A 26607-nucleotide genomic window follows, 5' to 3' on the forward strand; every position below is an offset into this window, starting at 1 on the left:
TGCGCCCGGGTTTGCAGAGTCCTTATGCCAGATCGAATCGATCGGCATTCATGACTTTGGTCCAGGCAGCCGCGAAGTCCTTGACGAACTTGTCGCGGGAATCGTCCTGGGCGTAGAGTTCGGTCAATGCACGCAACTGCGAGTTGGATGCAAAGATCAGGTCGACGCGGGTACCCGTCCATTTCACTGAGCCACTGGTACGGTCACGGCCTTCAAATACATCGGCATTGGTTGGGGACGGTGCCCATTCAATGTCGGTATCAGTCAGATTGACAAAAAAGTCGTTGCTCAGTTTCCCGGGTGTGGTGGTCAGAACGCCGTGTGCTGTCTGCCCGTAGTTGGCATTCAGCACCCGCAGACCGCCCACCAGTACCGTCATTTCCGGCGCACTGAGCGTCAGCAATTGTGCCTTGTCGATAAGCATCTCTTCATCAGAGACGGTGAATGCGGTGCGCCGATAATTGCGGAAGCCGTCGGCCTCAGGCATCAGGGGCTCAAACGACTCTGCATCGGTCTGCTCCTGAGTAGCGTCGGTACGCCCGGGTGCAAACGGAACAGTTACATCATGACCGCCATCATGCGCTGCCTTTTCTACCGCGGCAGTACCACCGAGCACAATCAAGTCGGCGAGAGAGACGCGCTTGTTACCACGTTGGGCGCCATTGAAGTCGTGCTGAAGTGTTTCCAGTGTTTGTAGCACTCTGGCCAGCTGCTCAGGCTGATTGGCGTCACAATCCTTCTGTGGCGCCAGCCGGATACGGGCGCCATTCGCGCCGCCACGCATGTCGGAACCACGGAACGTCGACGCCGCTGACCACGCCGTGTAGACCAGCTCGGACACAGAGAGGCCGGAGCCAAGAATTCGCTTCTTGAGCTCTGCGATATCCTGCGAGTTGACCAGCTCGTGGTCCACTGCAGGGACAGGGTCCTGCCAGATCAGGTCCTCAGCCGGTACTTCAGGCCCCAGATAACGAGATTTTGGGCCCATGTCCCGGTGTGTCAGTTTGAACCAGGCACGGGCGAAGGCGTCAGCGAACTCGTCCGGGTTTTTGTGGAAATGCTCGGAGATCTTGCGATAAGCAGGGTCTTCGCGCATTGCCATGTCAGCCGTGGACATCATGATTTTTACGCGCTTGCCCGCATCTTCGGCATCCGGGGCATGATCTTTCTCGGCCAGGTTTTTTGCTTGCCACTGGTTCGCGCCGGCCGGGCTCTTGGTCAATTCCCACTCATAACCAAACAGAACATCAAAATAGCTCATGTCCCACTGGGTCGGCGTAGGTGTCCAGGCACCTTCCAGACCGCTGGTAATGGTGTCGCGACCCTTGCCGCTGCCAAAGCTGTTTTTCCAGCCCATGCCCATCTGTTCAATGGGGGCGGCTTCAGGTTCGGGACCGACATACTGGTCCGGATCGGCGGCACCGTGGGTTTTACCGAAGGTATGACCGCCCGCAGTCAGTGCCACTGTCTCATAGTCATTCATGGCCATACGGGCAAAGGTCTCGCGGATATCGCGGGCGGACAGCAACGGGTCCGGGTTGCCGTCCGGGCCTTCCGGGTTCACGTAGATCAGACCCATTTGCACGGCGGCCAGTGGGTTTTCCAGATCTCGCTCGCCAGAATAACGGCTGTTGGGTTTGTCGCTGGTGGCCAGCCATTCGTCTTCGGCGCCCCAGTAAACGTCTTCTTCTGGCTGATAAACATCCTCGCGACCCCCAGCAAAACCGAAGGTCTTGAACCCCATGGTTTCCAGTGCCACATTACCGGTCAGGATGTACAGGTCAGCCCAGGACAGGCGATTGCCGTACTTCTTCTTGATTGGCCAGAGCAGGCGACGGGCTTTGTCCAGATTGCCGTTGTCAGGCCAGCTGCCCAACGGTGCAAAGCGTTGATCGCCGGAGCCGGCACCACCGCGACCATCACCCAGGCGATAGGTGCCGGCGCTGTGCCATGCCATGCGGATGAAGAACGGGCCGTAATGGCCGTAGTCAGCAGGCCACCAGTCCTTGGAATCGGTCATCAGGGCTGCCAGATCTTTTTTGACGGCGGCCAGATCCAGTTTGCTGAATGCATCGGCATAGTCAAAATCGTCGCCCATGGGATTCGATCTGGGCGAATGCTGGTGCAAAATATTCAGGTTGAGCTGATTCGGCCACCAATGCTGGTTCGCGGTAGCGTTGCCCCCCATTTTGGTGCGGGAGCCGTGCATTACCGGGCATTTACCGGCGCTGTTGCCGCTGTTGTTGTCCATGTCTGTCTCCAAAGATTGATGGGGTCGAACTAATTCTTGATCATGGACTATACATCATGTCCAATTGGGCACTGAAAGACGTTTTATCGACCACAATGATAGAGATTCTCTATCGAAGACCCTGTTTGGTCACCGACGCGCCACAACTGACAACCAATCATCGAGCACTGCACTGACCATGAAACTAGCGATACTGGACGCCGATATTCTTTATGACTCGCTGAAACCTCGTTATGACAGTTACGGTGTCATGTTCGAGCAACTGCTTGCGCGACCCGACGATCAACTGCAGATGTCGGTATTTTGTGTGATAGAAGGTGAGTATCCGCCAGATCCCTCGCTGTTTGATGCATTCCTTGTCACGGGTAGCAAATTCGACAGTTTTGCCGACGATGCCTGGATTGAGGCGCTGAGAGTGTATGTACGCAGGCTGTATGCTGAGGGCAGACCGATGGTGGGCGTTTGTTTCGGTCATCAACTCCTGGCACATGCGCTGGGTGGGCGTGCCGGACGTTCAGATGCTGGCTGGGGTCTTGGCGTCATGCAGTATCAACTGGATCAGCAGCCCGGTTTTGTGGGGAGTCGAACCTCGGTCAACCTGATTGTCAGTCATCGCGACCAGGTGCTGACGCTGCCGCCCGATGCTCAGCGCCTGTGGAGTAATGATTTTTGTCCGAACGCCGCGTTTGTTATTCCGGGTAAAGTGCTGGCGATACAGGGCCACCCCGAATTCAGTGTTGATTACGCCCGTGATCTGCTCGCGTTGCGTGCTGATCAACTGCCCCCGGCGATGTTGGAAAAAGTGGATGCCAGCTTTGCCACGCCGCATGATGGTGATCTGGTGGCAGGCTGGATAAGACAGTTTCTGGAACAGAATATCAACAAATGACAAGGTGAGGCTGATGCATAGAATAAGGGAAGTTGCTGCGATGGGAGCGCTGGTGCTGGGCGGACTGGCAATGGGCAGTGTGACGACGTTTGCCAATGCGCAGGACTGGGTGCCATCGCGTTATGGCGCTGATGACCGTATGGGTGCTGCCAACAACCTGAGCGCAGACGGCGTACTGGCAGCATCACAGTTGATTACTACCGGCAAGGTCTACTCGCTGGGCATTGATACTGAGGAAGGCGCGCCCGCGTACGGCGGGCGTACCTATGACATTGATATCGTCGCATCGGGTGCCAATGTGGAAGTTGGTACCGATGTAGTGACATCCAATGATGAGCGAGTTACCACCAGTTTCGGCATCGGTTCACAGGTAGACGGCCTGGGGCATCTGGGTATCGGTAATCAGTATTATAATGGTCTGACCGCCGCCGAGATTGTTCGCGATGATGGACTGGCAGAGCTGGGCATAGAATCGATTCCGCCCATCGTCACCCGTGGTGTACTGCTTGATATGACCCGGCACCTGGGTGTGGCGATGGTCCCCGAGGGCACCGCATTCAATCGTGCTGAAATCGATGCCGCCGCGCGCCAACAGGGAGTCGAGATCCGGCATGGCGATGTGGTTCTGTTTCATACTGGCTGGATGCAATTACTGGGCGTTGACAATGAACGTTATATTTCTGCTCAGCCGGGAGTGGGCGTTGCCGGTGCCGAGTACCTGGCGGGTCTTGGGGTGGTGGCTATCGGTGCTGATACACCGGCGCTGGAAGTGATTCCCTTCGAGAATCCACAACGGGCATTTGCTGTCCATCAGACGCTGCTGGCCAAGCAGGGTGTCTATATACTGGAGAGCATGAACACAGCAGAACTGGCGGGCGATGGTGTGCAGGAGTTCATGTTTGTGTTGGGGCAACCCAAATTCAAAGGTGCTGTGCAGGTGGTGGTGAACCCGATAGCCATCAAGTAGACTGACCGCCCTAACGTCCACATTCGCCTATATTTGAGGAGATTGCATGAGTGATCAAGCCTATACGCCGCCCAAGGTCTGGACCCCTGATACAGATAGCAATGGCCGGTTTGCCAGTATCAACCGCCCGATAGCCGGGGCTACCCACGACAAAGAATTGCCTGTAGGCAAACACCCGTTTCAATTGTATTCACTGGCCACGCCCAATGGGGTCAAGGTTACTATTTTACTGGAAGAGTTGCTGGCAGCAGGGCACTCGGGTGCGGAGTACGATGCTTTCCTGATTAATATCATGGAAGGTGATCAATTTGGCAGTGGGTTTGTGGCTGTGAATCCGAACTCAAAAATACCAGCCATGATGGACAATAGTGTGTCGCCGCCCGTGCGCCTGTTTGAGTCCGGCGCCATGATGTTGTACCTGGCAGAAAAATTTGGTGCTTTCATTCCTGAAGACGTCGCTGGACGAGCGGAATGTTTGTCATGGCTTTTCTGGCAGATGGGCAGCGCGCCATTTCTGGGAGGTGGGTTTGGCCATTTCTATGCCTATGCTCCGGAAAAGTATGAATACCCCATCAATCGTTATGCCATGGAAGTAAAACGGCAGCTGGATGTGCTGGATCGTCAATTGGCGACGACCCGGTTCATTGCCGGCGACGATTACACGATTGCGGACATGGCCATCTGGCCCTGGTATGGCGCGCTGGTGAACAACAAGGTATACAACGCGGCTGAGTTCCTGCAAACCCATACTTACAAGAATGTTGTTCGCTGGACACAGGAAATTGAGCAGCGCCCTGCCGTGCAGCGCGGCAGAATGGTCAACCGTTCATGGGGGGAGCTGCATGAGCAATTGCGCGAACGCCACAACGCCAGCGACTTTGACACAAGCACTCAGGACAAACTGGGTTCGAACAAGTCAGACTAGAGTGGCCGCAGGGCAATGGTGCGCAACGCAGCCGTAAACAGACACACGGTGCCGCTTAACTGAAGTGTCTCTTCCCATAACTGACTGTGAGCAGTGGGCAGAGGCACAACAGACTTGTCGAAGAACCACGATGACATGTAGAGCATGACACCCAGCCCTGTCAGCACGCTGGTCGGTGTCCACAAGACTTCGACTTTGCGTAACCACACGCGATCTCTGACGCGATAGACACGAACCAGCAGCCAGACCCAGACCAGTCCACCAGCCACTCTGATCATATTCTCGGCGAGGGCCCAGCCAGGTTGTGGTCCGAATTTGTCGATGTCAATTTCCCGAACCATGATGGATAGACACAACATGCTCAGGACGGCGTGACAGAGTCGGCCGACGCGGGCGTGGCTGGGTTGCCGGCTGCATTGCAGTGCGTGCAGTACGGTCGCAATGGACAGGAAAAAAACCTGCGTATTCTCCAGAAGCCTGTTTTCGTGAGCGATTGATACGTCCTGATGCCATAGCTGTCTGGCGACAATCGCGCACAGTGCGACCATGATAAGGGTCAGTAAAAAGACCGGGCTGGTTGTTCTGGATACCGCCCAGGGTTCTTGTTTTTGTGTGTTCGTCAAGGTGATTTTTACTTCTGTCGGTATTGAGTAGGACGCGATTCAGAATACCAATACTGACGCGCTTATGGTACCCGTCGCTGGCTGATGTTCCCCAACTGCTCTACTATACCAGCTTTCCAGATACGGCTGTTCCGGGTCAAACGACGTAGCAGCCTCTTAGCGAGACAGCCACCATGACGGAATATTTCATTCAGGCGTTTGTATACCTTATAGCTGCGGTCATTGCTGTGCCGCTGGCGAAGAGGTTTGGTCTGGGGTCGGTTTTGGGGTATCTGGTCGCTGGTGTAGTGATCGGACCATTGACCGGTCTGGTGGGTCAGGAGACCACGACCATTCAGCACTTTGCCGAGTTTGGTGTCGTGATGATGTTGTTCCTGGTCGGCATGGAGCTGGACCCCAAAGCGTTGTGGGCCATGAGGTTGCATTTGCTTGGCCTGGGCGGCCTGCAGGTTACCCTGACCACCGCAGCGGGCTGGTCGATTGCGTGGTGGCTGGGCCTGCCCTGGCAAACGTCCTTGGCCGTGGGGCTAATTTTTGCATTGTCATCAACGGCAATCGTGCTGCAGACCCTGAGTGAAAAAGGACTGGTCAAGACTGAAGGCGGTCGGGGCGCATTCTCGGTGCTGCTGTTTCAGGACATCGCAGTGATTCCGATGCTGGCCTTGTTGCCCTTGCTTGCGTTGCCGGTACTCGGCGCCAGCGATGCTGTTGATAGCGGCCACCATGGAGACTTGAGTCTGGTGTCAGGATTACCTGGCTGGGCGCACGCTCTGGTTGTCATTGCAGCGATTGCGGCGGTGATTGGGGGCGGCTCCTATCTAAGCCGACCCCTGTTCAAATATGTTGTCCAGTCGGGTCTGCGTGAAGTGTTCACTGCCGCTGCGTTGATGTTGGTAATTGGCATTGCTGCATTGATGAGTCTGGTCAACCTGTCGCCGGCACTGGGCGCATTTCTTGCGGGTGTGGTGTTGGCAAACAGCGAATTCCGCCATGAGCTGGAGGCCAATCTGGAGCCGTTTAAGGGATTGCTGTTGGGGCTGTTTTTTATCACCGTCGGCGCCGGCATCAACTTTTCTGTGCTGGCAGAAGAATGGGTTCTGGTGTTTTCCCTGGGCGCCGCTGTTATCGCTATCAAGGCTGTGATTCTGCTGGCGCTTGCGTTGCTGTTCCGCATTCGCGGCAGCAACGGTTGGCTTTTTACTCTGGGACTGGCACAAGCGGGTGAGTTTGGGTTTGTGCTGCTTACCTACAGCGTTCAGAGTGATGTCATCAGTCCTGAGCTATCCCAGATGCTGGCGCTGGTAGTGGCGCTTTCCATGTTCCTGACACCGGTTTTGTTCATTCTTTACGACCGCGTTGTCTTGCCACGGTATCGCGCTTCACAGAACGCCCGTGAAGACGATGACAGTATTGATGACCTGGCGCCTGTCATCATCGCCGGTGTGGGGCGATTCGGACAGATCATCTGTCGCTTGCTGCGCGCCAATAATGTGCCGATTGTGGTGCTGGATCATGAAATAGAACAGATAGAGAATGTCAGGCAGATAAATATCAAGAGCTATTTTGGTGACGCCAGTCGTTCGGAAATGCTGGAGACTGCGGGCATCTCCAAAGCCATGGTACTGGTGGTGGCTATTGATGACCGTGAACGAGCCGTACGTATGGTCCAACATGTGAAACAGTACTATCCGGAAGTGTGGGTGCTGGCGCGAGCCTTTGACCGTGGCCATGGTTATCAGCTACGTGATGCCGGGGCCAACGATATAATCAGCGAAACTTATCATTCGGCACTGGAGCTTGGTGGCCGCACGCTGACCGCGATGGGAGTGCATCCTGAGCGCGCCCGGCGTATGACCAAAGCCTTCAGTGACAGTGAGGCAGCGCATGCAGATGAACTGTTTGAGGCGTGGAAGGACATCGAAGAAGGCATCAGTTTCAGTCCGCGATTTGGCGAATTGTTTCTGAAACTGGAGGAGTCACTGAGCTCAGCGATGCAAAAAAATGCGGAAGAATTCGAACAGGACGAAGCGCTGAAGTGGACACCGCCAGACGTAGCAGATGAACCAGACGCGCATCAATCTCCGGTAGGGACGGGTTAATGAATTCAGTATGGACAAAAAGTATTCCCTCCGTCCCCATATCTGTGGTGCCGTTTTCGGCGTTGGCATGCCCGCTGGATGGTGACGTACTGGTCAAGGCCGGGGGCAGTTGGCAGTGCGTGCAGGGGCACAGCTTTGATGTAGCGCGTCAGGGTTATATCAATCTGCTGCCAGTGCAAAAAAAACGCTCGCGAGATCCCGGTGACAGCAAGGACATGGTGGTTGCGCGGCAGCGCTTTCTGTCTGCAGGCTATTACGCACCCGTCGCTAACGCGATCAATGCGGCGCTATTAAAAGGCGTCGCGGCTGATAAAGAGATCAGTGTACTGGATGCGGGTTGTGGCGAAGGTTACTATTTGCGCCAACTGGCAGGTGCGTTGGGCGCTTCACCTTCCCTGCAGGTGCTGGGACTGGACATATCCAAGTGGGCGATACAGTCTGCCGCCAGGCAGCATGAGGCGATCCGTTGGGTGGTGGGCAGCAATGCCAACCTGCCGGTTGTGTCAGGGTCACTGGACCGGGTCTTGTGCATGTTTGGTTTCCCGGTATACAGTGAGTTCGCAAGGGTTTTGCGTGAGGACGGGTTGCTGGTGCAACTGGATCCGGGGACGGCGCATTTGCGTGAACTGCGGGAAATCATTTATCCCAGCCTGAAACCGGTTCGCGACAACAAAGACACAATACCGGCCGGATTTGAGAGTGTTTCCACAGAGACCATTCACTATCAGGCGGAAATACAGAGCGCGGCAATGGTTCAGGACCTGTTGACCATGACGCCACATTTGTACCGGGCCAACGCGGAAGGTCGGGCCCGCGCAGCACAACTGACGTCATTGTCAGTTACCATCGAAGTCACTCTGAAGACATTACGCAAGACAACCAGGACGGATATTGAATCATGAAAAACGAGTTGCGGAATCTTTGCCGGCCGGTACTGGCCTTCTTTGAAAAAGGAGAGCCTGCTGAGAGTTACCGAGCCTCGCATCGCAAGATCCTGCTGGCGGTAGCCGTACTGTTTCTTGTCCTGTTTGGTCTGTCGTTGTATCTGGCGTTTGCTGCCGGCCAGTTTGCTGCGTTGATTCCCGTGGGTGTGTTTTTTGTCGTGAGTATGGTCGCCTTGATTGTAGCATCCCTGGGTACCGATGCCGCGGTATCCCGCATCTGGGGGCTGAAGTAAGCATGCGATTTCCGGATTCGTGGCAAGGTCAGGCATTCAATCAGGTGCCTGACTCAGACAACCGAATTCATTCGGACGAACTGGCGCGTGAGTATGGCTTTACCGGAGCATTGGTTCCGGGCGTCACTGTCAGCATGTATCTGATTCATCCTGCGGTAAACGCGTGGGGATTGCACTGGCTGGAACGCGGCGCGGTACATGCGAGCATCAAATCTCCGCTGTATGATGAGCACGAGTTTCGGGTCGATGTCGATCCTGACACGGTGGCCGATCGCTATCAGGCCCAACTGTTCAGTGACGAACGCCTGTGCGCGAGCGCTGAAGTCTGGCTACCAGCGGCGCTGGAAGTTGAACCCGAATGCCAGGGTCAAGCTCTGATCAGTGATGACTACGTAATGCCGGATGCCACTCCCGACGTGATGGCAACGCTGCGTAAGCAGGGTTGCCCGGCGAAAGCTTTTCTGTGGTCTGCTGACCACGAAATGGCCACCTACCTTCGACAACAATCGAAAATGGCCGCGTTGCTGCGTACATTGGACGCGGAACCGAGGAAAGAAAACGACAGTGGTTTTGCCAACATGGCATTCCTGCTGGGTTGTGCCAATCGCCACTTTGCGGCTGTCGCCCGCATGAGCCCCTGGATTCATCTGGAGGTGCGGGCACAGAACTTTCAGGCGGTGCCTCTCAATACTTCACTGATCAGCGAAATGACCATTACCGATCTGTTTCAGAAAAAAGGCCATGAATTTGCCGACTGTGTGTTCAATATTTTCCTGGCGGACAGTGGACGTTGTGTGTGTTCAATACAGCAACGCGCCATTTACCGAATGCGGGGAAGCTGACAGTAGCACACGGAAGTCGGCAAGCCAGCGAGGGAACTGAATGAAATACTTGTTTGAGGTTCACATCAAGCCCGGCCATACCGCTGAAGAGTATGCCGATGCCTGGGTCCGCGCCAGCGAAATCATTCAGCAAGCGCCCGGTGCCCGGGGTACCGAGCTGCATCGCAAGCTGGACGACCCCAATGTCCTGATCGCCATTGCCAGCTGGGATAGCAAGGCCGATCGCGATGCCATGGAGAGCAGGCACAATGCTACCGTGGCCGATATTATTAAAGGTGCGGCACACCTTTGTGATATCCGGCCTCTGGGAGAGTTTGATGACCCTGACTGGGTGGTCAGGCCGGAAAAGTGATATCTGACGCTAAACTAGTTGTACGACCCATATGAGGAGCCTAAGCAGGAGGGAAGCCCAAGATGAAGAATCGCGCAGACACCGATGCCATGTTCCGGGCCGAAGTTCCTTCGCCGCCATCAGGGCTGGACAAACTCAAATGGTACGGTCCGGGCCTGTTGTGGATGCTGTCTGCAGTCGGCACCGGTTCAATTCTGTTCACCCCTCGAGTCGCGTCTGCCTACCAATATGAATTACTTTGGGTACTGCTGTTAGTTGTCTTTTTTATGTGGGTCATGATTCGTGAAATGGCCCGTTTTTCCGTAGTGACCGGACGTTCCATGCTGGAAGGCATGCATACCCTGGGCGGCCCCCGGGATTGGGCCGTGTGGGTGGTTTTTGTTCCACAACTGTTTGCCGCCGCCGTCGGTATTGCCGGGTTGTCAGCGATTGTGGGTAGTGCTTTGCAGTCGTTTTTGCCGGGCAATAGCATCATATACAGCGTGCTGATAGTTGTTCTCTGCACGGTCATCACTGGCAGTGGACACTACATGACCATCGAGCGGTTGAGCCGTTTTATGGCGATGATCCTGATGTTGCTGGCGACCGTCGCCGCTGTCGTTGTGTTTTCGGACTTTCAGGGTGTTGCCACCGGTTTGACTTTTCAGCTGCCCGAAGATCCCGATCTGTACATTATCCTGCCATGGATAGGCACGATCCTGGCTGGCTCCATGGGGATTGTGTGGTTTGGTTACTGGACCGCAACCCGTGGTTATGGCGGTGGCCTGATTGAACAACATGATGCCGGAGGCTCTGCGCCGGAGCAGTCCTTTGACAACAGAGTAGAGAAGGCGCGAGCCTGGATGCGGGTGATGACCGGCGCCGCGACGCTGGGCGTGCTTGGCGGACTGGCTGTGATCTTTTCGTTTATGGTGTTGGGCGCGGAGTTGCTGGCACCCGAAGACATCATGCCCGAAGGCAGTGATGTCGCCAATGACCTTACACGCCTGTTCTCTGAAACCTGGGGTGTGACAGGTGAAATAATGATGCTGGCGGCCATCATCATTGCCCTGGGGGGCAGCATCCTGGCAAACCAGGACGGCTGGGGCCGGAGCTTCGCCGATATGACACTGATTCTGTTGCGTGGGAAAGCGGATGCCGGTAAATCGCACTGGTCAGCCAGTTTTCTGGACTGGGTAGAAAAACGCACGCGCTCGCCAGTGCTTCATCGGCGCTCTCTCAAGCGTGCATTTATTGTGCTGGTCACCGGTCTGGTTCCCGTTATCATCATTCTTGTGTTCGAGGACCCGGTACAGATAATGTCGGCTTCGGGCATTATCGCCGCCGTGCACACGCCGTTTATTGTCCTGACCGCACTGTTCGTCAACCGTAGTCGTTTGCCAGCCGCGCTGCGGCCCGGGTTGTTTTATTCGGGTGTCATGCTGCTGTCAGGGCTGTTTTATCTGGGTTTTGCAGTGCTGTATCTGGTTCAGCTGGGGTCAGGCTGAGTCGCAATTCGGGTTTGGATACGATATTTCGAAATTATCTTTCTCTTTTTCGACGGATAATATTAAATCTGTCGTACAGGGGGTAGATATATACGTAGTTGATGCCCCATTACCCTAATAAGAGCACTCACAATGGCTGTGTATTCTCCCTTTATTGCAGCTAACAAGCTGGGCCTGGGCCTGCAACCAGGTGAACTGGGTGAAATTGGCAAGGACCCACGGGGCTGGCTGATTGGCCAGTTACCCAAGGCAAGTCGGCTGCCGCCCAGATACGAGGGCCTGGCTCACTCTTCACAGTTGATTGAGGAAGGGGGTAAAAACTATCTGGAGCGCCGGAATATTCTGGGCGTTAAAAAATTCACGAATGAAGTGAAGCAGAAACTGGCCGCCATTCAGGCCCGTGAGTCAGAACTGCTGCGTATGCAGGCTAATCACCGGCTGGCGGTTGCCATTGAGTCAGATACGCCGTTTACCGAGCGCCTGGTGCGATTCTGGTCAAATCATTTCAGCATTTCCGCCACCAGCAACAAGCCGACAATACACTACGCGGGTCTGGCATACGAGAATGAAGCCATTCGTGCCAACATGACAGGTAGTTTTGCCGACATGTTGATCGGAGTCGCGTCGCACCCGGTCATGTTGTTCTACCTCGACAACACCAACTCAATAGGACCGAATTCCCCGGCCGGGCTGCAGAGAAATCTGGGGCTGAACGAAAACTATGCGCGGGAAATGCTGGAGCTTCACACCCTTGGCGTTTCCGGTGGTTATACCCAGAGCGATGTCATCGCACTTGCCAAAATGTTGACAGGATGGACGGTCAACCTGTCGGCTGAATACAAAGCGCTCCCCAACCCGAGCGAAGCGGCCGGTACTTTCCTGTATTTACAGTACGCGCATGAACCCGGCACGCAACAGTTATTGGGCAGGTCCTACTCTGCACCGGACTGGCAGCAGGCGGTTGCGGCCATGCGTGATCTTGCCTTGCATCCCTCGACAGCCACGTTCATAGCTGAAAAGCTTGTCCGGCACTTTATTTCCGATAATCCGCCGGCATCCGCTGTCGCCAGGTTGGCTAAACGTTTTACTGAGACCCGAGGCGATCTGCCCAGCGTTCACCAGGCCCTGGTTGAAATGGATGAAACCTGGGATCCTGGCTGGCAGAAATTAAAATCGCCGGAAGATTATGTAGTCTCTTCCATCCGCGCGCTGCCGGGTGTGCCGCTCAGTGACGGCGTGCTGAAAGTTCTGAATGATTCGTTGGCCAGTTTTAATCAGATGCCCTTTACGGCAGCATCGCCGGCGGGCTGGCCCGAGCAGGCTGAACACTGGGGCGGCCCCGACGCGCTTATCAAGCGCGTCGAATATATCAATATGGTAGCCGGCGCCGTGGGTCGGGATTTTGATGCCAGAGATCTGGTTGCACAAATTCTGCCCGAGAATGCAGACCTGGAGACAGCCGTTCGTCGATCCGAAAGTAAAACCCAGGCGCTGACCTTGTTGCTCGCCAGTCCGCAATTCCAGTGGAGGGCATGATATGTCCAGTAAACATTTCAGTCGCCGTCAGTTCATCAAATCCGCCGCCGTGCTCGCAGGCGCCGGCAGCATTCCCGGTCTCAGCTGGGCAAACAGTGCGCTGTCCGGCGACAACAAACTGGCGGTGATTATTCTTCGCGGTGCCATGGACGGTCTGTCAGCCGTCATCCCTTATGGTGATCCGCACTTGAGTGGCTACCGGGCGGCATTGATTCCGGAAGAAAATTCCTTGTTAAAACTGGACAACTTTTTTGCTCTGCATCCGGCGTTCAGTGGTTTGTATCAATTGCGGCAATCGGGTGAGCTGGGCATTGTTCATGCCATTGCCAGTGCCTACCGGGAGCGTTCGCATTTTGATGGGCAGAATGTTCTGGAAAGTGGATTCGACGTTGCCATGCCCCATTCTTCTGGCTGGCTAAACCGGGCCATTCAGGGTCAGAGCCAGCAACAGGCGATGGCGTTGGGTCAGGCTGTGCCGTTAATTCTGCGAGGCGAGGCCAGCGTTGGCTCGTGGGCGCCACCGGTGCTGCCCGCGATTAATGATGACACCATGGGACGACTCAGCAGGCTATATGATAGTGACAGTTTTCTCGGTCCCAGATTGCAGGAGGCCCTGAATGCACGTCAGGTAGTTGCTCAGGACATGACTGAAACATCCGCGAATCAAGGCTTTCCTGCGCTGGTAGAGGCGGCGGCCAGTTTCCTGCGCGCGCCCGGCGGCGCCAACATTGTGGTGCTGGAGAATGATAACTGGGATACGCATGCCAACCAGGGTGGAGGGCAAGGCGCGTTGCAACGCAAATTTACCGAGCTCGACACCAGTATCATGCAGCTGAAACTGGGTCTGGGCGCAAGCTGGAAAAACACGGTTGTGGTGGTCATGACCGAATTCGGCAGAACGGTGCGCGTCAACGGCTCATCCGGCACTGATCACGGTACCGCCAGTGCGGCATTTGTGGCGGGCGGGGCGATGCCAAACTTTGGTCGCCGGCCTGCTGTTATGGGTCCCTGGCCCGGCCTGGGTGAAAGCAGTCTGCGTGAAAATCGTGACCTGCAGCCCACCAACGACCTGCGGCATTTACTCGCTGAGATATTGCAGTCGCACATGGGTTTTTCCAGCGAACTGGTGCGAAATACGGTATTCCCGGGCTTGTCAGTCGGCGGTTTCAGGCTTTCATGACAGCCCACCTGCCACAAGTGGGTTTCAAATTCGGACAATGGCTGCATGTCCGTAATTGGCAGGTATTGCTACCTGGTTGACTCACTGTCGGGCGGAGGCTAATCTGACCGACTGAGTCAACACAGCCTGCAATCCGCAGGCCCGGAGCGCAGTCCCATGTTCACCAATGCATTTTCTTCTTTCCTTAAGTCCCTGTCCCTGGTTGTCACACTGCTGGGTCTGACCCTGACGCTGTCGGTGCCGGTACAGGCAGAAACCACTCGCAATGTTGTTTACGGCCAGAAAGATGGCCTGGCAATGGTCATGGATGTCTACCAGCCTGAGGCTAATGCCAATGGTGCGGCGGTTGCCTACATGATCAGCGGCGGCTGGATGTCCAGCCCGATGATGCAGAGGGCCTACGAAACCATGTTCATGCCGCTGGTTGATGCCGGTTACACGGTGTTTGCGGTGCGTCACGGCAGCAGCCCACGCTATAACGTGCTTGAAGCGTGGAGCGATGTGTCAACCGCGTTCCAGTACATCGGTAACAACGCCGGCGCCTATGGTGTCGACCCGGCGCGTATCGGTGTCTCGGGCATCAGTGCCGGTGGTCATCTGTCGCTGATGTTGGGTCTGTCCACTGATGACCAGCCTCATCGCCCGGCAGCAGTGGTGGCCTACATGCCACCCACCAACCTGCGTGGTATGACCGGTCCGAATGATAATTTTCCGGCATTGAATTTCAGTGACGAACTGGCGCCTACTGTGTCTCCAGTCGATTTTGCCAGCGCCGGTGATCCACCTGTCCTGTTGGTGCATGGCGATGCTGACGATCTGGTCAATATCAGTCACAGTGAAAACATGTACAGTGCATTGCAGTCGGCTGACATTGTCAGTGACTTTGTTGTGATCGAAGGCGCCGGTCATGGTCTGTTCACCGACGCGGACGGCGTGACCGCTGCCAATGCGTTGAAGGGCTGGTTTGACCAACACCTGTGAGGTTCGCTTGACGTGTTGTCACTAAGCTACCGCTTCAGTGCTACCAACAGGAGTGTTTATGACTGATAGAAAAGTCGCACTGGTCACCGGTGCTGCATCCGGCATCGGGCGGGCCAGCGCCATCGCACTGGCTGCTGCCGGTTTCACCATCGCTGTCAATTATCGCAGTAAAAAGTCGGAGGCGCTGGCTCTGCTAGACGAGCTTGCCGGGGACGGCCACCAGGCATTTGCCGCTGATGTTGCCGATGCCGTTGATGTGGCCAGACTGGTTGCAGAGGTTCTTGGCGCCTATCAACGGCTGGACGTGCTGGTTAACGCCGCTGGTCAGTTCACACCACAGGATATCAAGAGCGGTGACTATGATGAATGGCAGACGGCCTGGCAGCACAGTCTGCAGCTGAATCTGATGGCACCGCTGAATCTGGCTTTTCAGGCTGCCAGGCCCATGATGAAACAAGGTGCCGGAAAAATCATCAATATAACGTCACGTGGCGCTTTCCGCGGGGAGCCGAACGCACCGGCGTATGGTGCAGCCAAGTCAGGTCTGAATTCGGCAACACAATCACTGGCACTGGCATTGGGTGAGCATGGCATCTGCGTTTACGCGGTGGCGCCGGGCTGGACGGAAACGCCGGCGGCATCGCCACGTATCCGCAGTCAGGGCTGGGACGATGTTGCCGCTCAAAGCCCGTTGGGGCGTATCGGCCGACCGTCAGAAATTGGCAACCTGGTTGCTTTCCTGGCTGGCAATGAAACTGATTACCTGACCGGCGCCATCATTGATGCCAATGGTGCATCGTATTTGCGAAATTGACAGCGCCATTTCTATTGAGCGCAGTCACCCACCGGAGAGGTTCTATGTTCAGGATTGTAAAACAGGCAGGTTTATTGCTGGCGGCTTTGTTGTTGAGTCCGGCCGTATTTGCGCAATTGGATACTGCCGTCTTCGAAGCGGCAACTGCCGAGAAAGCATCCATGATAGAGACCATGGAGCGCCTCGTCGGCATTGAATCCGGTAGTGGTGACCGGGAAGGTCTTGAGCAGATCGCGGCCATGATTGCGGACGAACTGACAGCGCTGGGTGGAGACACGGAGCTGCTGGAAGTCGGTGACGACGTGTATCCCATGTTTGATACGCCAGACCAGCTGGGCCCGATGGTTCACGCCCGCTTCACCGGAACCGGCGATAAAAAAATCCTGTTGATTGCCCACATGGACACGGTATATCTGCGCGGCATGCTGGCGCAGCAGCCGTTCCGTGTCGACGGTGATCGTGCTTACGGTCTGGGTATTTCGGATGACAAGCAGGGGGTGGCGTTGATCATCCACACCATCGCCATGTTGCGTGCGCTGGCATTTGATGACTACGGCACACTTACCGTGCTGATAAACGGTGATGAAGAAATCAGCTCGCCCGGCTCACGCGCGACACTCACTCGTCTGGGCGCGGAGCATGATGTGGTGTTGTCAGCAGAGCCGACCCGAATCGACAACGACTCGCTGTCCCTGGCAACGAGCGGAATTGGTGCGGTGACCATGTCTGTCAAGGGTCGTGCCTCACACGCCGGCGCCGCGCCCGAACTGGGACGCAATGCGTTGTACGAGATGGCACATCAATTATTGCAGCTGGATGACCTGTCCGACCCCGACGTGGGATTAAAGGTGAACTGGACACTGGCTCAGGTGGGCACCAAGCGCAATGTGATTCCGGCTGATGCGGTGGCGACTGCGGATGTGCGAATGCTCCGGCTGGAAGATTTTGAGCGACTTGAATCGCGCATTGAAGAGCGGATCAGTAATCGCCTTATTCCGGATACCGAGATCAGCTTGCGCTTCGAAAATCGTCGGCCGCCGTTGCAGGCGAATGATGCATCCCGTGCTCTGGCAGCGCACGGCCAGAACATCTATAACGAACTGGGCATGAGCCTTGTTGTTAATGACCAGGCCGAGGGTGGTGGAACAGATGCAGCGTTTGCCGCGCTGGAAACCGACGCCCCGGTCATTGAACGCTTCGGGTTACAGGGCTTTGGTGCACATTCCAGCAATGATGAATATGTATTACTGAGTTCGATCGAGCCACGGCTTTACCTGCTCGCCCGCATGATCATGGATGTGTCCACGGGCGTTGCCCCTGAGGTAAAATAGGTGACGAGTCACTGACAGTAGGGCGGCGGCAACAGTCGTTAGCCAAAAAAATCGTCAATATTGGCGGAGATAGAGGGAAATAGATGATTATAAAGCCAAAATACCGCGGATTTATCTGCACCACTACGCACCCATCAGGCTGCCACAACAACGTCAAGGACCAGATCGCAGTGAGCCAGCAACAGGGCGTTCACAGCAACGGTCCCAAAAAAGTGTTGGTGATTGGCGCTTCCAGTGGGTATGGCCTGGCAGCAAGAATCACGGCGGCATTTGGTTTTCAGGCCGACACTGTGGGTGTGTTTTTTGAGAAGCCCGGCACCGAAACCAAACCCGGTACCGCTGGCTGGTACAACTCCTGGGCATTCGAGGAAGAGGCAAAACAGGCCGGTCGATACGCCAAATCAATTAACGGCGATGCTTTCTCCAATGAAGTACGAGAGCAGGCAGTGGCGCTGATCAAGGAAGACCTGGGCGAGGTCGATCTGGTGGTGTATTCGCTGGCATCACCGGTACGCAAGCTGCCGGATACCGGTGAAGTGAAGCGCTCGGTGCTGAAACCGATTGGTGAGGTCTATCAGTCAACGGCAATCGATACCAACAAGGATCAGATCATTCACGCCGAAGTTGAACCAGCAACCGAGCAGGAAATTGCTGACACCATCACCGTGATGGGTGGCGAAGACTGGGAATTGTGGATGCAGGCGCTGGACGATGCCGGCGTTCTGGCCAAGGGCGTGAAAACGGTTGCCTTCAGCTACATCGGCACCGAGATGACCTGGCCAATCTACTGGCACGGCGCGCTGGGCAAAGCGAAAGAGGATCTCGATCGGGCGGCAGCGCAGCTTGACGCCAGTCTGGGTAAAAAATACGGCGGCAGTGCCAATGTCGCAGTGCTCAAGTCTGTGGTCACACAGGCATCGGCGGCAATTCCGGTGATGCCGCTTTATATCGCGCTGGTATATAAAGTGATGAAAGAGAAAGGGCTGCACGAAGGCACCATCGAACAACTCAATCGACTGTTCCGTGAGCAGCTCTATCGCGACGATGGCCAGGCCATTGATGTTGATGATACCAACCGTATTCGCATGGATGACAAAGAACTGCGCGATGATGTACAGGCCGAATGCAAGCAACTCTGGCAGCAAGTGAATAATGACAACCTGTTCCAGTTAACTGACTATACTGGTTACAAGCACGAGTTTCTCAAACTTTTTGGTTTTGAGCGCAGCGATGTCGACTACGAAGCCGACGTCAGCACTGACGTTGACTTCAAGACTTACTGACGGCGGTTGAGGGGCGGATTGAAGGACGGGTTGAAAGGCTGGTTGAATGGCTGGCTAAAGTGCCTCGACTAAAGGGCCGGTAGCATTAGCGCCGGCCCTTTTTTGTGTCTACGCTGTCGCCTTGACGTCAGATGAGCGAATGATCACGGGCAGCTCGGTGTAGCCTTTGACAAAGCTGGAATAGATACGTGCCGGTTCGCCCACAACTTCGATTTCGTCAAAGCGCCGGCTTATTTCCTCCCACAAAATACGCAATTGCATTTCTGCCAGGCGGTTGCCCATGCATCGATGAATGCCGAAGCCGAAGGACAGATGCTGGCGTGCGCGCGGCCGGTCAATGATGAATTGATCGGGATTGTCGATGGCATCGTCGTCCCGGTTGGCGGACGCGTACCACATCAGTAACTTGTCTCCGGCGCGAATGTGTTTTCCACCCAGTTCGGTATCCACTTTGGCCGTGCGCCGCATATACGCCAATGGCGTCTGCCAGCGAATAATCTCTGACACCATGGACGGTATCAACGACGGGTTGTCGCGCAGTTTCTGATATTCCTCCGGATTTTCATTGAGTGCCAGTACGCCGCCGCTGATGGAGTTGCGGGTGGTGTCATTGCCGCCGACGATCAATAAGATCAGATTGCCCAGGAACTCTCTGGGCGGCATATTGCGCGTGGCTTCACCGTGCGCGAGCATGGATATCAGGTCATCACCTGGCGCCTTGCCGGCACGCTCCTGCCATAATTGTGAGAAGTAGGCCAGACACTCTTTCAGGATTTCGAAACCTTCTTCGTAACTGTCAATCAGGCCGGCACCCGGTATGGCCGTTGCCACATCCGACCAGTACGTCAGTTTGTGCCGGTCTTCGAACGGGAAGTCAAACAACGTGGCCAGCATCTGCGTGGTCAGGTCGCGTGAGACCAGGTCTACCCAGTTAAAGGTCTCATCGCGTGGCAGTGCTTCAAGAATGTTTATGACGCGCTCTCGAATCAATCCTTCCAGGTTTTTTAAGTTGGCGGGAGCAACAACGCCCTGCACTGTCTTGCGTTGCTCTTCGTGTTTGGGTGGATCCATTGCGATAAACATCGGCAATGTGAACTCGGGAATGACATCCACGATGCCGATGGTGGGCTCGGATGAAAAAATATGCGGCGCCGCTTCCATAGTCATGATGTCTTTGTATTTCATCACTGACCAGTAAGGACCCAATGGCGATGTGGCGCAATAGTGAACCGGGTCGTCGCGGCGCAGTCGCGCCAGAAAAGGCAGGAACTCGTTGGCCTGCCAGATGCCCGGGTGCGCCAGGTCGATTTCATCCAGCGGTGTTGTCCAGGGGTCGCGGCCTACGAGGCTGCGACTGGGTCGGGTGTCGGCAGCTTTTACGTCATTCATGTCGGGCACTCCGTGAGCGTATTTGCGCTAGAACTGGTATTCCGGTAGCCGTACCACCAGTCCGTCGAGTTCGTCACTGATATCAATCTGGCAGGACAGCCGGGAATTAGCGCCGCGTTCAGGGTTAATGTCCAGCATGGGCTCCTCAAACTCACCGGGTTCGCCCACCGCCTGTTGCCAGGCTTCATCAACAAAGACATGACAGGTGCCGCAGGAACAGGCGCCGCCGCAATCAGCGTCGATGCCCGGAACCAGATTTTTGATGGCTGCCTCCATGACTGAGTCGCCATTGCTGGCATCTACTACGTGCTCGGTTCCGTCGTGTTCTATATAGGTGATTCGTGTCATGACAAATTTAACTCTTCATTACTGTGATTTACGGTTCATAACGGCGGTTTCGAGAAAACCGCAGAAAGTCAGCGTACGACAATATTCTGCGCACCCTTGACGATATCGTCCGGTGTCCGGTTGCGCTCAGGCTGTTTGATGCCGCGTTGGCAGGCCGGACGTTGATAAAGTTCATCGAGCCAGCGCTGAAGGTGACTCAGGCCGTCAACACTGACGCCCGACCAGTTGTATGTGCGCACCCAGCACCAGTTGGCGATGTCGGCAATGGTGTAGACGTCACCTGCCAGGTAGGCGGATGTTGCCAGGCGGCTGTCCAGCACTTCAAACAGGCGGCGGCATTCATTCTGGTAGCGATCAATGGCGGGCTGGATTTTTTCCGGGAAATAACGATGAAAGACATTGGCCTGACCCATCATCGGTCCCACACCGCCCATCTGAAACATCAGCCATTGCAGCGTACGTGAGCGTGTCTCGGGCTCTTCCGGATACAGCTGGCCAAATTTTTCTGCCAGATAGATCATGATGGCACCCGACTCAAACACGGTAAAGTCGTTGTTGCTGCGGTCAACTATGACCGGAATGCGGCCATTTGGATTCATGGCCAGAAATTCAGGCGTTTTCTGCTCGCCGGCTGACAGGTTGATTGGATGCAGGGTGTAGTCAGCACCAAGCTCTTCCAGCATCACCGTCACTTTATAGCCGTTTGGCGTGGCGGAGCTGTAAACATCGATCATGAGCAGCCTCGGTTGAATATTTTTCCTGTGTCGAATCGTATGTTAATACGGATTGTGATACAACATGAGGCATCTGTTTCTTCTGTCACGAATTCGTAGAAACGTAACGATACAGTCGTGTAAAAATAGTTCGAGTAATTGGAGAGATCAGGCTATGAATGACAACAATACAGGTTTTGTGCAGGTCCTGCGCAATCTGATATCCGGCACCCGCACCAGGCTTGGGATAATGCTGCTGCTCGCGTTATCGGCGCTGGCTGCCTGCAGCGAGCCGGAGCCAACTGCTGTGCCAGACGTACCAACGGCCGTCAACGCGCCCGCAGTTGCTGCGGAAGAGCAGATGGTTGCTGACTTCTCGGGTCTGCAGGACGGCTGGAACGCATTCTCACCGGGCGGAGAGACCATCTGCACGGATGGCTCGGAATACCGTTTTTTTGTTAAACAGGGTGAGCCTGATAAGTTGATGTTTTATCTGGAAGGCGGAGGTGCATGTTGGGATGGCGCCAACTGTGACCCGGATCTTCAGCCCAGTTATCAGATAAATCTGGCGGCGACTGATCCGGCAAATTCGCATGGCATTCTGGCTTTTGAGCATCCGGAAAACCCGTTTGCAGATTACACCGTGGTGTATGCACCGTATTGTTCCGCCGACGTGCATCTGGGAGATTCGGTGCAGGTTCATACTGCGCCAACGGTAGAGGGGCACGAATCGCATGAAGTCAATATTCAGCATCGGGGCCTGGTCAATGCAAGCGCTGCCATGCAATGGGCGATTGATCACTTACCGATGCCAGAGCAGATATTTGTCACCGGCTCCAGCGCCGGCTCAATACCCTCGCCCTTTTACGCATTAAAACTGGCGCAGCAGTACCCGGGCGCTGACATCGTTCAGCTTGGCGATGCCTCGGGCGGCTACCGTGGTTTTGCCAATTTCAGTCCATACGATGTCTGGTCAACGGATCAGGTCCTGGCAGAGATGGACTACATCAACAACATTTCCGCCAATGAGTTCAGTTTTCATCAGCTTTACATAGGCGTTGAGCGGGAGAACCCAGGCATACGTTTCGCCTCCTACGATAATGCAGAAGACAACGTGCAGAAGCAGTTCCTGGCTCTGGGCGGCACGCCAACAGAGTCACTGTTGCCGCTATTGCAGGGTAACCTGGAAGAAATCAGCGCAGCGATTCCGGATTTTCGTTACTACGTTGCCGGCGGCACCATGCATACCATTCTGTTGCGGCCGGAGGTGTACAGCTATGAGGTGGCCGGTGTTCGTTTTGTTGACTGGTTGACCGAACTGGCCGCTGGCGAGCCAGTGCAGAATGTCATGTGTGTGGATTGCACGATGGCGCCGGAGCCGGTGCAGGCGCCCTGATCAGGGCGCCTGGATGGCTGTCAGCAGGGGAGTTATCGGTGCGTCGAATTTGATGCTGGCCAGGTCATCGGCGCGGGTTCGCCCTTGCGTCAGAATGGCGATTGGCGTGCCTGCCTGCTTCGCCTGACGGGCGAACCGGAAGCCGGAGAACACCATCAGGGATGACCCGATAACCAGTAGTCCGCGGCTGTTGGCGAGGGTATCAAAAACCTGTTCCACGCGCGGGCGTGGCACGTTATCGCCGTAAAAAACCACATCCGGCTTCAGTATGCCGCTGCACCGCGGGCAACCTGGCACGTCGAAGTCTGAAAAATCCATCTCGAGATCGGCATCACCGTCGGGTGCAGCCGTGGCCGATACATTTTTTAATGCCGGATTCAGGTTGGCGCAGCGCGCGTGCATAAACTCACGTGCTTCCTTGAAGCCACAGGACATGCACACCAGTTCATCAGCGCGACCATGCAGGTCAATGACTGATGTGCTGCCCGATTTCTGGTGCAGGCGGTCGACGTTTTGGGTCACAATCACCGACAGCAGGCCCAGGTGCTCCAGTTCGGTAATTTTGTCATGGGCTGCGTTGGGTTGTGCCCGCTGCATGATTGGCCAGCCGACCAGGCTGCGCGCCCAGTAACGCTGCCGGGTGCTGGCGCATTGCATGAACTCCTGATGTTGAACCGGTTGTCGACGTTTCCAGTTGCCATTGCTGTCACGGTAATCCGGAATGCCTGAATCCGTACTGATGCCGGCACCTGTCAGCACCATCACTGGCGCGTTGGTGTGGATAAAGCTCGCCAGCTCGGTGGCGGCCTGATTCTGACAGTTCTTGAGCGCGCTTGTCATGGTGCTCCGTAGCCTCTGTTGTTTGGTCCTGCGCTGCGGTACGCTAGGGCGTTACTTAACAGAAAATTAATAAAGGACGAATGCTCATGTTTCTCTCTGGCCTCTTCAAAACCTCTGGCCTCTTCAAAACCTCTGGCCTGTTCGAAACCTCCGGCCTGCTCAACGCTTCTCTGTTAGTGCTGCTCGCGGTGGCACCATTTCTGGCGTTGGCGCAAACCGATGACTCAGTGCGCTGGCTCGATCCTGCCGATGACGCGAAGAACCTGCCGACAGATGGCAGTATTCTGTTCTGGTCCGGCGATCAGCAGATTGCCGGTTTCCGTAATACTGCCGTGTTGAGCCCAGTGCGGCAAGTATCCGCTGGCAATGATGTCATGGCGTTGACAAGAGATGAACGCGATTTTTCCGCGCTACGCTACGAAGTCAACGGAGACAGTTTCGATCTCGCTGATTATATGCAGCATAACCATGTTGGCGGCGTGCTGGTGCTCAAAAATGGCGAGATCATGCTGGAGCAATATGGCCTGGGCAATAACGAAAACACGCACTGGGTGTCATTTTCCATGACCAAGTCGGTGGTCTCTTTATTGACCGGTGCCGCCATCGCCGACGGTTATATTAACAGTGTCAACGACCCGGTGACTGACTATCTGCCGCAGCTGCGTGGCAGCGCCTACGACGGTGTCAGTATACGTCACGTGCTCCAGATGGCGTCAGGGACGGACTGGAACGAAGACTATGCAGATCCGCAGTCTGATGTGGCCACCTCACCCAGTGACATGCTGGCGCTGATGCAGTTCATGGGCGAGAAGGAACGGGTTGCTGCGCCCGGTGAGCGCTTTAATTACAACACTGGCGAAACCAATCTGGCCGGTGCCATCGTACGTGCCGCCATCGGCAACAACCTGGCGGCTTACCTGACCCGCAAGATCTGGCAGCCCTGGGGCATGGAAAGCGATGCCACCTGGATCAGTCACGGTCCTCAGGGTGGTGAGCTGGGCGGCTGTTGTCTGGCGCCGGTATTGCGAGACTGGGGGCGATTGGCACTGCTGGTGATGAATGATGGCGTGCTGCACGATGGCACGCGAGTTGTGCCCGAAGGCTGGATTGCGGAATCCACTGAACCCTCGCCCGGCAGCGACAACTATGGTTATCTGTGGTGGTTGAACGGGGACGGCAGTTTCCGGGCCAGCGGCATTTTTGGCCAGGGCATTTACCTGAACCCGGAAGAGGAACTGGTGATTGTGGTGCAGGGCGCCTGGCCGCAGGCAACAGGTAACAGTTTGGGTCGCCACCGGGACAGTTTTTTCAAAGCAGTAGAAGCCATGCTGCATGGCGAATGAGCCGAATGCAGACGCTGGAGCGCACCAGATCAGGCGACCTGATGCGCTCCAGGCTGGCGTCTGCTTTGGCGGTAATCTGGCGATTATCGCGCTCGGGCTGTTTATGCTCGGCGTCAGTCTGCACATTCTGTTATTTATCTGTCTGATCTGGACCGCTGCCCATAGCCGGATGCTGGGTCATGACTTCGTTGCCATTCGCGGCATGATGAGTGATGGCATCAGTCGGGCACTGCCTGCCATCTATATTTTTCTGCTGATTGGCATGGTGATCGCCGCTTTTATGCAAAGCGGCACCGTCGCTGCTCTGATTTACTACGGTTTACAACTGCTCAGCCCGGCCTGGTTTCTGGCAGCGGGCCTGGTGTTATGCAGCCTGATGTCAGTGGCGACGGGGACGTCATGGGGTACCGCTGGCACGCTGGGTGTGGTCTTGATTGGCATCGGAGGTGCCATGGGCATTCCCTTGCCTCTGGTCGCCGGCATGATCGTTTGTGGTGCCACGTTTGGCGACAAGCTGTCGCCCGTGTCAGACACCACCAATCTGGCGGCGATGAGTGCCGGCACATCGTTGTTTCGTCATATCGGATCGATGCTGTATACCACCGTACCAGCGTTTGTACTCAGCCTGGTGATCTTTACCCTGCTCGGTCTGGGTTACACCGATAACACACTGCCAACGAATGCCATCAACGACATCCAGCAGGCACTGGCATCGTCCTACAGTTTGAACCCGGTGATCACATTACTGCCGTTGCTGGTGATGCTGATACTCAGTCTGCGACGGTTTGCGGCGGAAGTGGCAATGACCGCCAGCATCTTGGTGGCAATGTGCATTGCAGTTCTGTATCAGGGGCAAAGCCTGGTCGCCGCGCTTGACAGTCTGTGGAGCAATTCGGCGGGGACAACGGGTATTGGCACACTGGATGAGCTGTTGGGGCGTGGTGGCATGTTGAGCATGAGCTGGACGTTGCTGCTGTCCCTGATGGCGCTGGCGCTGGGCGGCATGTTGTTTGCGGCCGGTTTCCTGCAAGCCATGCTGCAGGGTCTGGTGGCACGTCTCAAGCGCACTGTCAGCCTCGTAGCCAGTACGATCGGTGCCGGCATCATTGGCAACCTGGGTATGGGAGAGGCCTACATCACCATCATTCTGAACAGCCAGCTATTTCGTCAAACGTTCGAAGCAAAAGGTATCGACAACGCCGTTTTGTCGCGCTCCGTGGAAGAAGGCGCCACCATGAGCACCGGCCTGATTCCCTGGACCACGGCTGGCGCATTTTATGCGGCAACACTCGGCGTGCCGGTGCTGGAATATTTGCCCTATGCGTTTCTCAATTATCTGAATCCGGTGATTTCCATTGTCATGGCAGCGCTGGGTGTAGGACTGTTGCGTGGTGTGAAAAAAAACTGACACTATTTGGTTGACACTGTTACGGCATCAAGCTTACTCTCAGGTCATGTTTAACTGAGAAGCAAAAAGGAGGTGATCCAATGTCGAGTGATTCAGCTAAGGTTTCAATGGATGTTGGTGCAATTAATAAAGCCGGGAGTAATGCCCTGGTGGTTTGATCACACCCCTCTCTGATTTCAGAGTCTGAATTTAGAGAAGGTTCCATTGGAGCCAGCATCACGGAAAGGGAGCTTCGGCTCCCTTTTTTAATGTCTGAACTATACTGATAGAGGTCGCAGTAAAGATCTCGATAGACAGCGCAATAGACAGCGCAATAGACAGCTCAGTAGAAAGCTCAGTAGAAAGCCAAGCAAGAAGAACCAGTAGAAAGTCCGGCTAGAGTTCAGCAAATAATCTAAACAAGCAATCTAAACAAGCAGTCTCAACAAACAAA

24 protein-coding genes are annotated in these 26607 nt (G+C 55.4%); 18 read left to right on the forward strand and 6 right to left on the reverse strand.

What is annotated here, in order from left to right; genetic code table 11:
* Nucleotides 1-22 precede the first annotated feature (22 nt).
* The gene (katG, locus tag PHACT_RS10375) at nt 23-2251 is read right to left on the reverse strand and encodes a catalase/peroxidase HPI (RefSeq protein ID WP_083264506.1); all 2229 of its coding nucleotides are present in this window, start codon (nt 2249-2251) and stop codon (nt 23-25) included.
* A gap of 178 nt (nt 2252-2429) precedes the next feature.
* Here katG and PHACT_RS10380 point away from each other — a divergent pair, with 178 nt between their 5' ends.
* Genes PHACT_RS10380 through yghU form a run of 3 tightly spaced genes read left to right on the forward strand, consistent with a single transcriptional unit; the run spans nt 2430 to nt 5032 of the window.
* Nucleotides 2430-3140: a glutamine amidotransferase-related protein gene (locus PHACT_RS10380; protein ID WP_083264507.1), complete on the forward strand. Its 711-nt coding sequence runs from the start codon at nt 2430-2432 to the stop codon at nt 3138-3140.
* A gap of 13 nt (nt 3141-3153) precedes the next feature.
* Nucleotides 3154-4107, forward strand: coding sequence for a cyclase family protein (locus PHACT_RS10385; protein WP_245730694.1), 954 nt, complete (start codon nt 3154-3156; stop codon nt 4105-4107).
* A 46-nt stretch (nt 4108-4153) separates the two neighbouring features.
* Nucleotides 4154-5032, forward strand: coding sequence for a glutathione-dependent disulfide-bond oxidoreductase (gene yghU / locus PHACT_RS10390; RefSeq protein ID WP_070117710.1), 879 nt, complete (start codon nt 4154-4156; stop codon nt 5030-5032).
* On the opposite strand, the gene PHACT_RS10395 is transcribed toward yghU, so the two are convergent.
* On the reverse strand, nt 5029-5580 hold the full coding sequence (locus PHACT_RS10395; RefSeq protein WP_070117711.1) for a hypothetical protein: 552 nt from the start codon (nt 5578-5580) through the stop codon (nt 5029-5031). The genes yghU and PHACT_RS10395 overlap by 4 nt on opposite strands.
* A 248-nt stretch (nt 5581-5828) precedes the next feature.
* On the opposite strand from PHACT_RS10395, the gene PHACT_RS10400 reads away from it, so the two are divergent.
* From PHACT_RS10400 to fabV, 12 genes are all read left to right on the forward strand, one after another.
* Entirely contained in the window at nt 5829-7754 is a 1926-nt protein-coding gene (locus PHACT_RS10400; RefSeq protein WP_070117712.1) for a monovalent cation:proton antiporter-2 (CPA2) family protein, read from the forward strand.
* Nucleotides 7754-8656: a putative RNA methyltransferase gene (locus PHACT_RS10405; RefSeq protein ID WP_317622261.1), complete on the forward strand. Its 903-nt coding sequence runs from the start codon at nt 7754-7756 to the stop codon at nt 8654-8656. Before PHACT_RS10400 ends, PHACT_RS10405 begins: the two co-directional genes overlap by 1 nt.
* The gene (locus PHACT_RS10410; RefSeq protein WP_070117713.1) at nt 8653-8931 is read left to right on the forward strand and encodes a hypothetical protein; all 279 of its coding nucleotides are present in this window, start codon (nt 8653-8655) and stop codon (nt 8929-8931) included. The genes PHACT_RS10405 and PHACT_RS10410 overlap by 4 nt, the downstream gene beginning before the upstream one ends.
* Before the next feature lie 2 nt (nt 8932-8933).
* A complete protein-coding gene (locus tag PHACT_RS10415) occupies nt 8934-9773 on the forward strand; it encodes a hypothetical protein (RefSeq protein WP_070117714.1) in 840 nt (279 codons plus the stop codon).
* A gap of 40 nt (nt 9774-9813) precedes the next feature.
* Nucleotides 9814-10125, forward strand: coding sequence for an antibiotic biosynthesis monooxygenase family protein (locus PHACT_RS10420; protein ID WP_070117715.1), 312 nt, complete (start codon nt 9814-9816; stop codon nt 10123-10125).
* Nucleotides 10126-10187: 62 nt separating this feature from the next.
* Nucleotides 10188-11612 (forward strand): Nramp family divalent metal transporter, encoded by a 1425-nt coding sequence (locus PHACT_RS10425; RefSeq protein WP_070117716.1) that lies wholly within the window; start codon nt 10188-10190, stop codon nt 11610-11612.
* A 132-nt stretch (nt 11613-11744) separates the two neighbouring features.
* Complete coding sequence (locus PHACT_RS10430; protein WP_083264508.1) at nt 11745-13148, forward strand: DUF1800 domain-containing protein; 1404 nt, start codon at nt 11745-11747, stop codon at nt 13146-13148.
* Between the two features lies 1 nt (nt 13149).
* Nucleotides 13150-14328: a DUF1501 domain-containing protein gene (locus PHACT_RS10435; RefSeq protein WP_070117717.1), complete on the forward strand. Its 1179-nt coding sequence runs from the start codon at nt 13150-13152 to the stop codon at nt 14326-14328.
* A gap of 156 nt (nt 14329-14484) precedes the next feature.
* Nucleotides 14485-15309, forward strand: a complete 825-nt coding sequence (locus PHACT_RS10440) for an alpha/beta hydrolase (protein WP_070117718.1) — start codon at nt 14485-14487, stop codon at nt 15307-15309.
* Nucleotides 15310-15367: 58 nt separating this feature from the next.
* A complete protein-coding gene (locus PHACT_RS10445; protein WP_070117719.1) occupies nt 15368-16123 on the forward strand; it encodes an SDR family NAD(P)-dependent oxidoreductase in 756 nt (251 codons plus the stop codon).
* A 44-nt stretch (nt 16124-16167) separates the two neighbouring features.
* Nucleotides 16168-17454, forward strand: coding sequence for a M20/M25/M40 family metallo-hydrolase (locus tag PHACT_RS10450; RefSeq protein ID WP_070117720.1), 1287 nt, complete (start codon nt 16168-16170; stop codon nt 17452-17454).
* Nucleotides 17455-17537: 83 nt separating this feature from the next.
* Nucleotides 17538-18737, forward strand: coding sequence for an enoyl-ACP reductase FabV (fabV, locus tag PHACT_RS10455; RefSeq protein WP_070117721.1), 1200 nt, complete (start codon nt 17538-17540; stop codon nt 18735-18737).
* Between the two features lie 108 nt (nt 18738-18845).
* On the opposite strand, the gene PHACT_RS10460 is transcribed toward fabV, so the two are convergent.
* The 3 genes from PHACT_RS10460 to PHACT_RS10470 form a co-directional block, all read right to left on the reverse strand.
* Nucleotides 18846-20126 (reverse strand): cytochrome P450, encoded by a 1281-nt coding sequence (locus PHACT_RS10460; RefSeq protein WP_070117722.1) that lies wholly within the window; start codon nt 20124-20126, stop codon nt 18846-18848.
* Between the two features lie 27 nt (nt 20127-20153).
* Nucleotides 20154-20474, reverse strand: a complete 321-nt coding sequence (locus PHACT_RS10465; RefSeq protein WP_070117723.1) for a 2Fe-2S iron-sulfur cluster-binding protein — start codon at nt 20472-20474, stop codon at nt 20154-20156.
* 68 nt (nt 20475-20542) lie between these two features.
* Nucleotides 20543-21208, reverse strand: a complete 666-nt coding sequence (locus tag PHACT_RS10470) for a glutathione S-transferase family protein (RefSeq protein ID WP_070117724.1) — start codon at nt 21206-21208, stop codon at nt 20543-20545.
* 154 nt (nt 21209-21362) lie between these two features.
* On the opposite strand from PHACT_RS10470, the gene PHACT_RS10475 reads away from it, so the two are divergent.
* Nucleotides 21363-22583, forward strand: a complete 1221-nt coding sequence (locus PHACT_RS10475; protein WP_070117725.1) for a pectin acetylesterase-family hydrolase — start codon at nt 21363-21365, stop codon at nt 22581-22583.
* Here the strand turns inward: PHACT_RS10475 and PHACT_RS10480 are convergent, their stop codons facing one another.
* On the reverse strand, nt 22584-23423 hold the full coding sequence (locus PHACT_RS10480) for an NAD-dependent protein deacetylase (protein WP_070117726.1): 840 nt from the start codon (nt 23421-23423) through the stop codon (nt 22584-22586).
* Between the two features lie 86 nt (nt 23424-23509).
* Here PHACT_RS10480 and PHACT_RS10485 point away from each other — a divergent pair, with 86 nt between their 5' ends.
* On the forward strand, nt 23510-24766 hold the full coding sequence (locus PHACT_RS10485) for a serine hydrolase domain-containing protein (RefSeq protein ID WP_083264510.1): 1257 nt from the start codon (nt 23510-23512) through the stop codon (nt 24764-24766).
* Nucleotides 24756-26174 (forward strand): Na+/H+ antiporter NhaC, encoded by a 1419-nt coding sequence (gene nhaC / locus PHACT_RS10490; RefSeq protein ID WP_070117727.1) that lies wholly within the window; start codon nt 24756-24758, stop codon nt 26172-26174. The genes PHACT_RS10485 and nhaC overlap by 11 nt, the downstream gene beginning before the upstream one ends.
* The last annotated feature ends 433 nt before the right edge of the window (nt 26175-26607 follow it).

It is taken from the genome of Pseudohongiella acticola, from assembly GCF_001758195.1.
Taxonomy (GTDB): Bacteria; Pseudomonadota; Gammaproteobacteria; order Pseudomonadales; family Pseudohongiellaceae; genus Pseudohongiella; species Pseudohongiella acticola.

Excerpts from the sequence above, each read along its gene's own strand:
- yghU (WP_070117710.1), top strand. The coding sequence starts at position 4,154 with ATGAGTGATCAAGCCTATACGCCGCCCAAGGTCTGGACCCCTGATACA.
- PHACT_RS10405 (WP_317622261.1), top strand. The coding sequence starts at position 7,754 with ATGAATTCAGTATGGACAAAAAGTATTCCCTCCGTCCCCATATCTGTG.
- PHACT_RS10475 (WP_070117725.1), top strand. The coding sequence starts at position 21,363 with ATGAATGACAACAATACAGGTTTTGTGCAGGTCCTGCGCAATCTGATA.
- PHACT_RS10440 (WP_070117718.1), top strand. The coding sequence starts at position 14,485 with ATGTTCACCAATGCATTTTCTTCTTTCCTTAAGTCCCTGTCCCTGGTT.
- PHACT_RS10385 (WP_245730694.1), top strand. The coding sequence starts at position 3,154 with ATGCATAGAATAAGGGAAGTTGCTGCGATGGGAGCGCTGGTGCTGGGC.
- PHACT_RS10485 (WP_083264510.1), top strand. The coding sequence starts at position 23,510 with ATGTTTCTCTCTGGCCTCTTCAAAACCTCTGGCCTCTTCAAAACCTCT.
- PHACT_RS10395 (WP_070117711.1), bottom strand. The coding sequence starts at position 5,580 with ATGGTCGCACTGTGCGCGATTGTCGCCAGACAGCTATGGCATCAGGAC.
- PHACT_RS10435 (WP_070117717.1), top strand. The coding sequence starts at position 13,150 with ATGTCCAGTAAACATTTCAGTCGCCGTCAGTTCATCAAATCCGCCGCC.
- nhaC (WP_070117727.1), top strand. The coding sequence starts at position 24,756 with ATGGCGAATGAGCCGAATGCAGACGCTGGAGCGCACCAGATCAGGCGA.
- PHACT_RS10460 (WP_070117722.1), bottom strand. The coding sequence starts at position 20,126 with ATGAATGACGTAAAAGCTGCCGACACCCGACCCAGTCGCAGCCTCGTA.
- PHACT_RS10410 (WP_070117713.1), top strand. The coding sequence starts at position 8,653 with ATGAAAAACGAGTTGCGGAATCTTTGCCGGCCGGTACTGGCCTTCTTT.
- PHACT_RS10470 (WP_070117724.1), bottom strand. The coding sequence starts at position 21,208 with ATGATCGATGTTTACAGCTCCGCCACGCCAAACGGCTATAAAGTGACG.
- PHACT_RS10465 (WP_070117723.1), bottom strand. The coding sequence starts at position 20,474 with ATGACACGAATCACCTATATAGAACACGACGGAACCGAGCACGTAGTA.
- PHACT_RS10415 (WP_070117714.1), top strand. The coding sequence starts at position 8,934 with ATGCGATTTCCGGATTCGTGGCAAGGTCAGGCATTCAATCAGGTGCCT.
- PHACT_RS10425 (WP_070117716.1), top strand. The coding sequence starts at position 10,188 with ATGAAGAATCGCGCAGACACCGATGCCATGTTCCGGGCCGAAGTTCCT.
- PHACT_RS10445 (WP_070117719.1), top strand. The coding sequence starts at position 15,368 with ATGACTGATAGAAAAGTCGCACTGGTCACCGGTGCTGCATCCGGCATC.
- PHACT_RS10420 (WP_070117715.1), top strand. The coding sequence starts at position 9,814 with ATGAAATACTTGTTTGAGGTTCACATCAAGCCCGGCCATACCGCTGAA.
- PHACT_RS10480 (WP_070117726.1), bottom strand. The coding sequence starts at position 23,423 with ATGACAAGCGCGCTCAAGAACTGTCAGAATCAGGCCGCCACCGAGCTG.
- katG (WP_083264506.1), bottom strand. The coding sequence starts at position 2,251 with ATGGACAACAACAGCGGCAACAGCGCCGGTAAATGCCCGGTAATGCAC.
- PHACT_RS10400 (WP_070117712.1), top strand. The coding sequence starts at position 5,829 with ATGACGGAATATTTCATTCAGGCGTTTGTATACCTTATAGCTGCGGTC.
- PHACT_RS10430 (WP_083264508.1), top strand. The coding sequence starts at position 11,745 with ATGGCTGTGTATTCTCCCTTTATTGCAGCTAACAAGCTGGGCCTGGGC.
- PHACT_RS10380 (WP_083264507.1), top strand. The coding sequence starts at position 2,430 with ATGAAACTAGCGATACTGGACGCCGATATTCTTTATGACTCGCTGAAA.
- PHACT_RS10450 (WP_070117720.1), top strand. The coding sequence starts at position 16,168 with ATGTTCAGGATTGTAAAACAGGCAGGTTTATTGCTGGCGGCTTTGTTG.
- fabV (WP_070117721.1), top strand. The coding sequence starts at position 17,538 with ATGATTATAAAGCCAAAATACCGCGGATTTATCTGCACCACTACGCAC.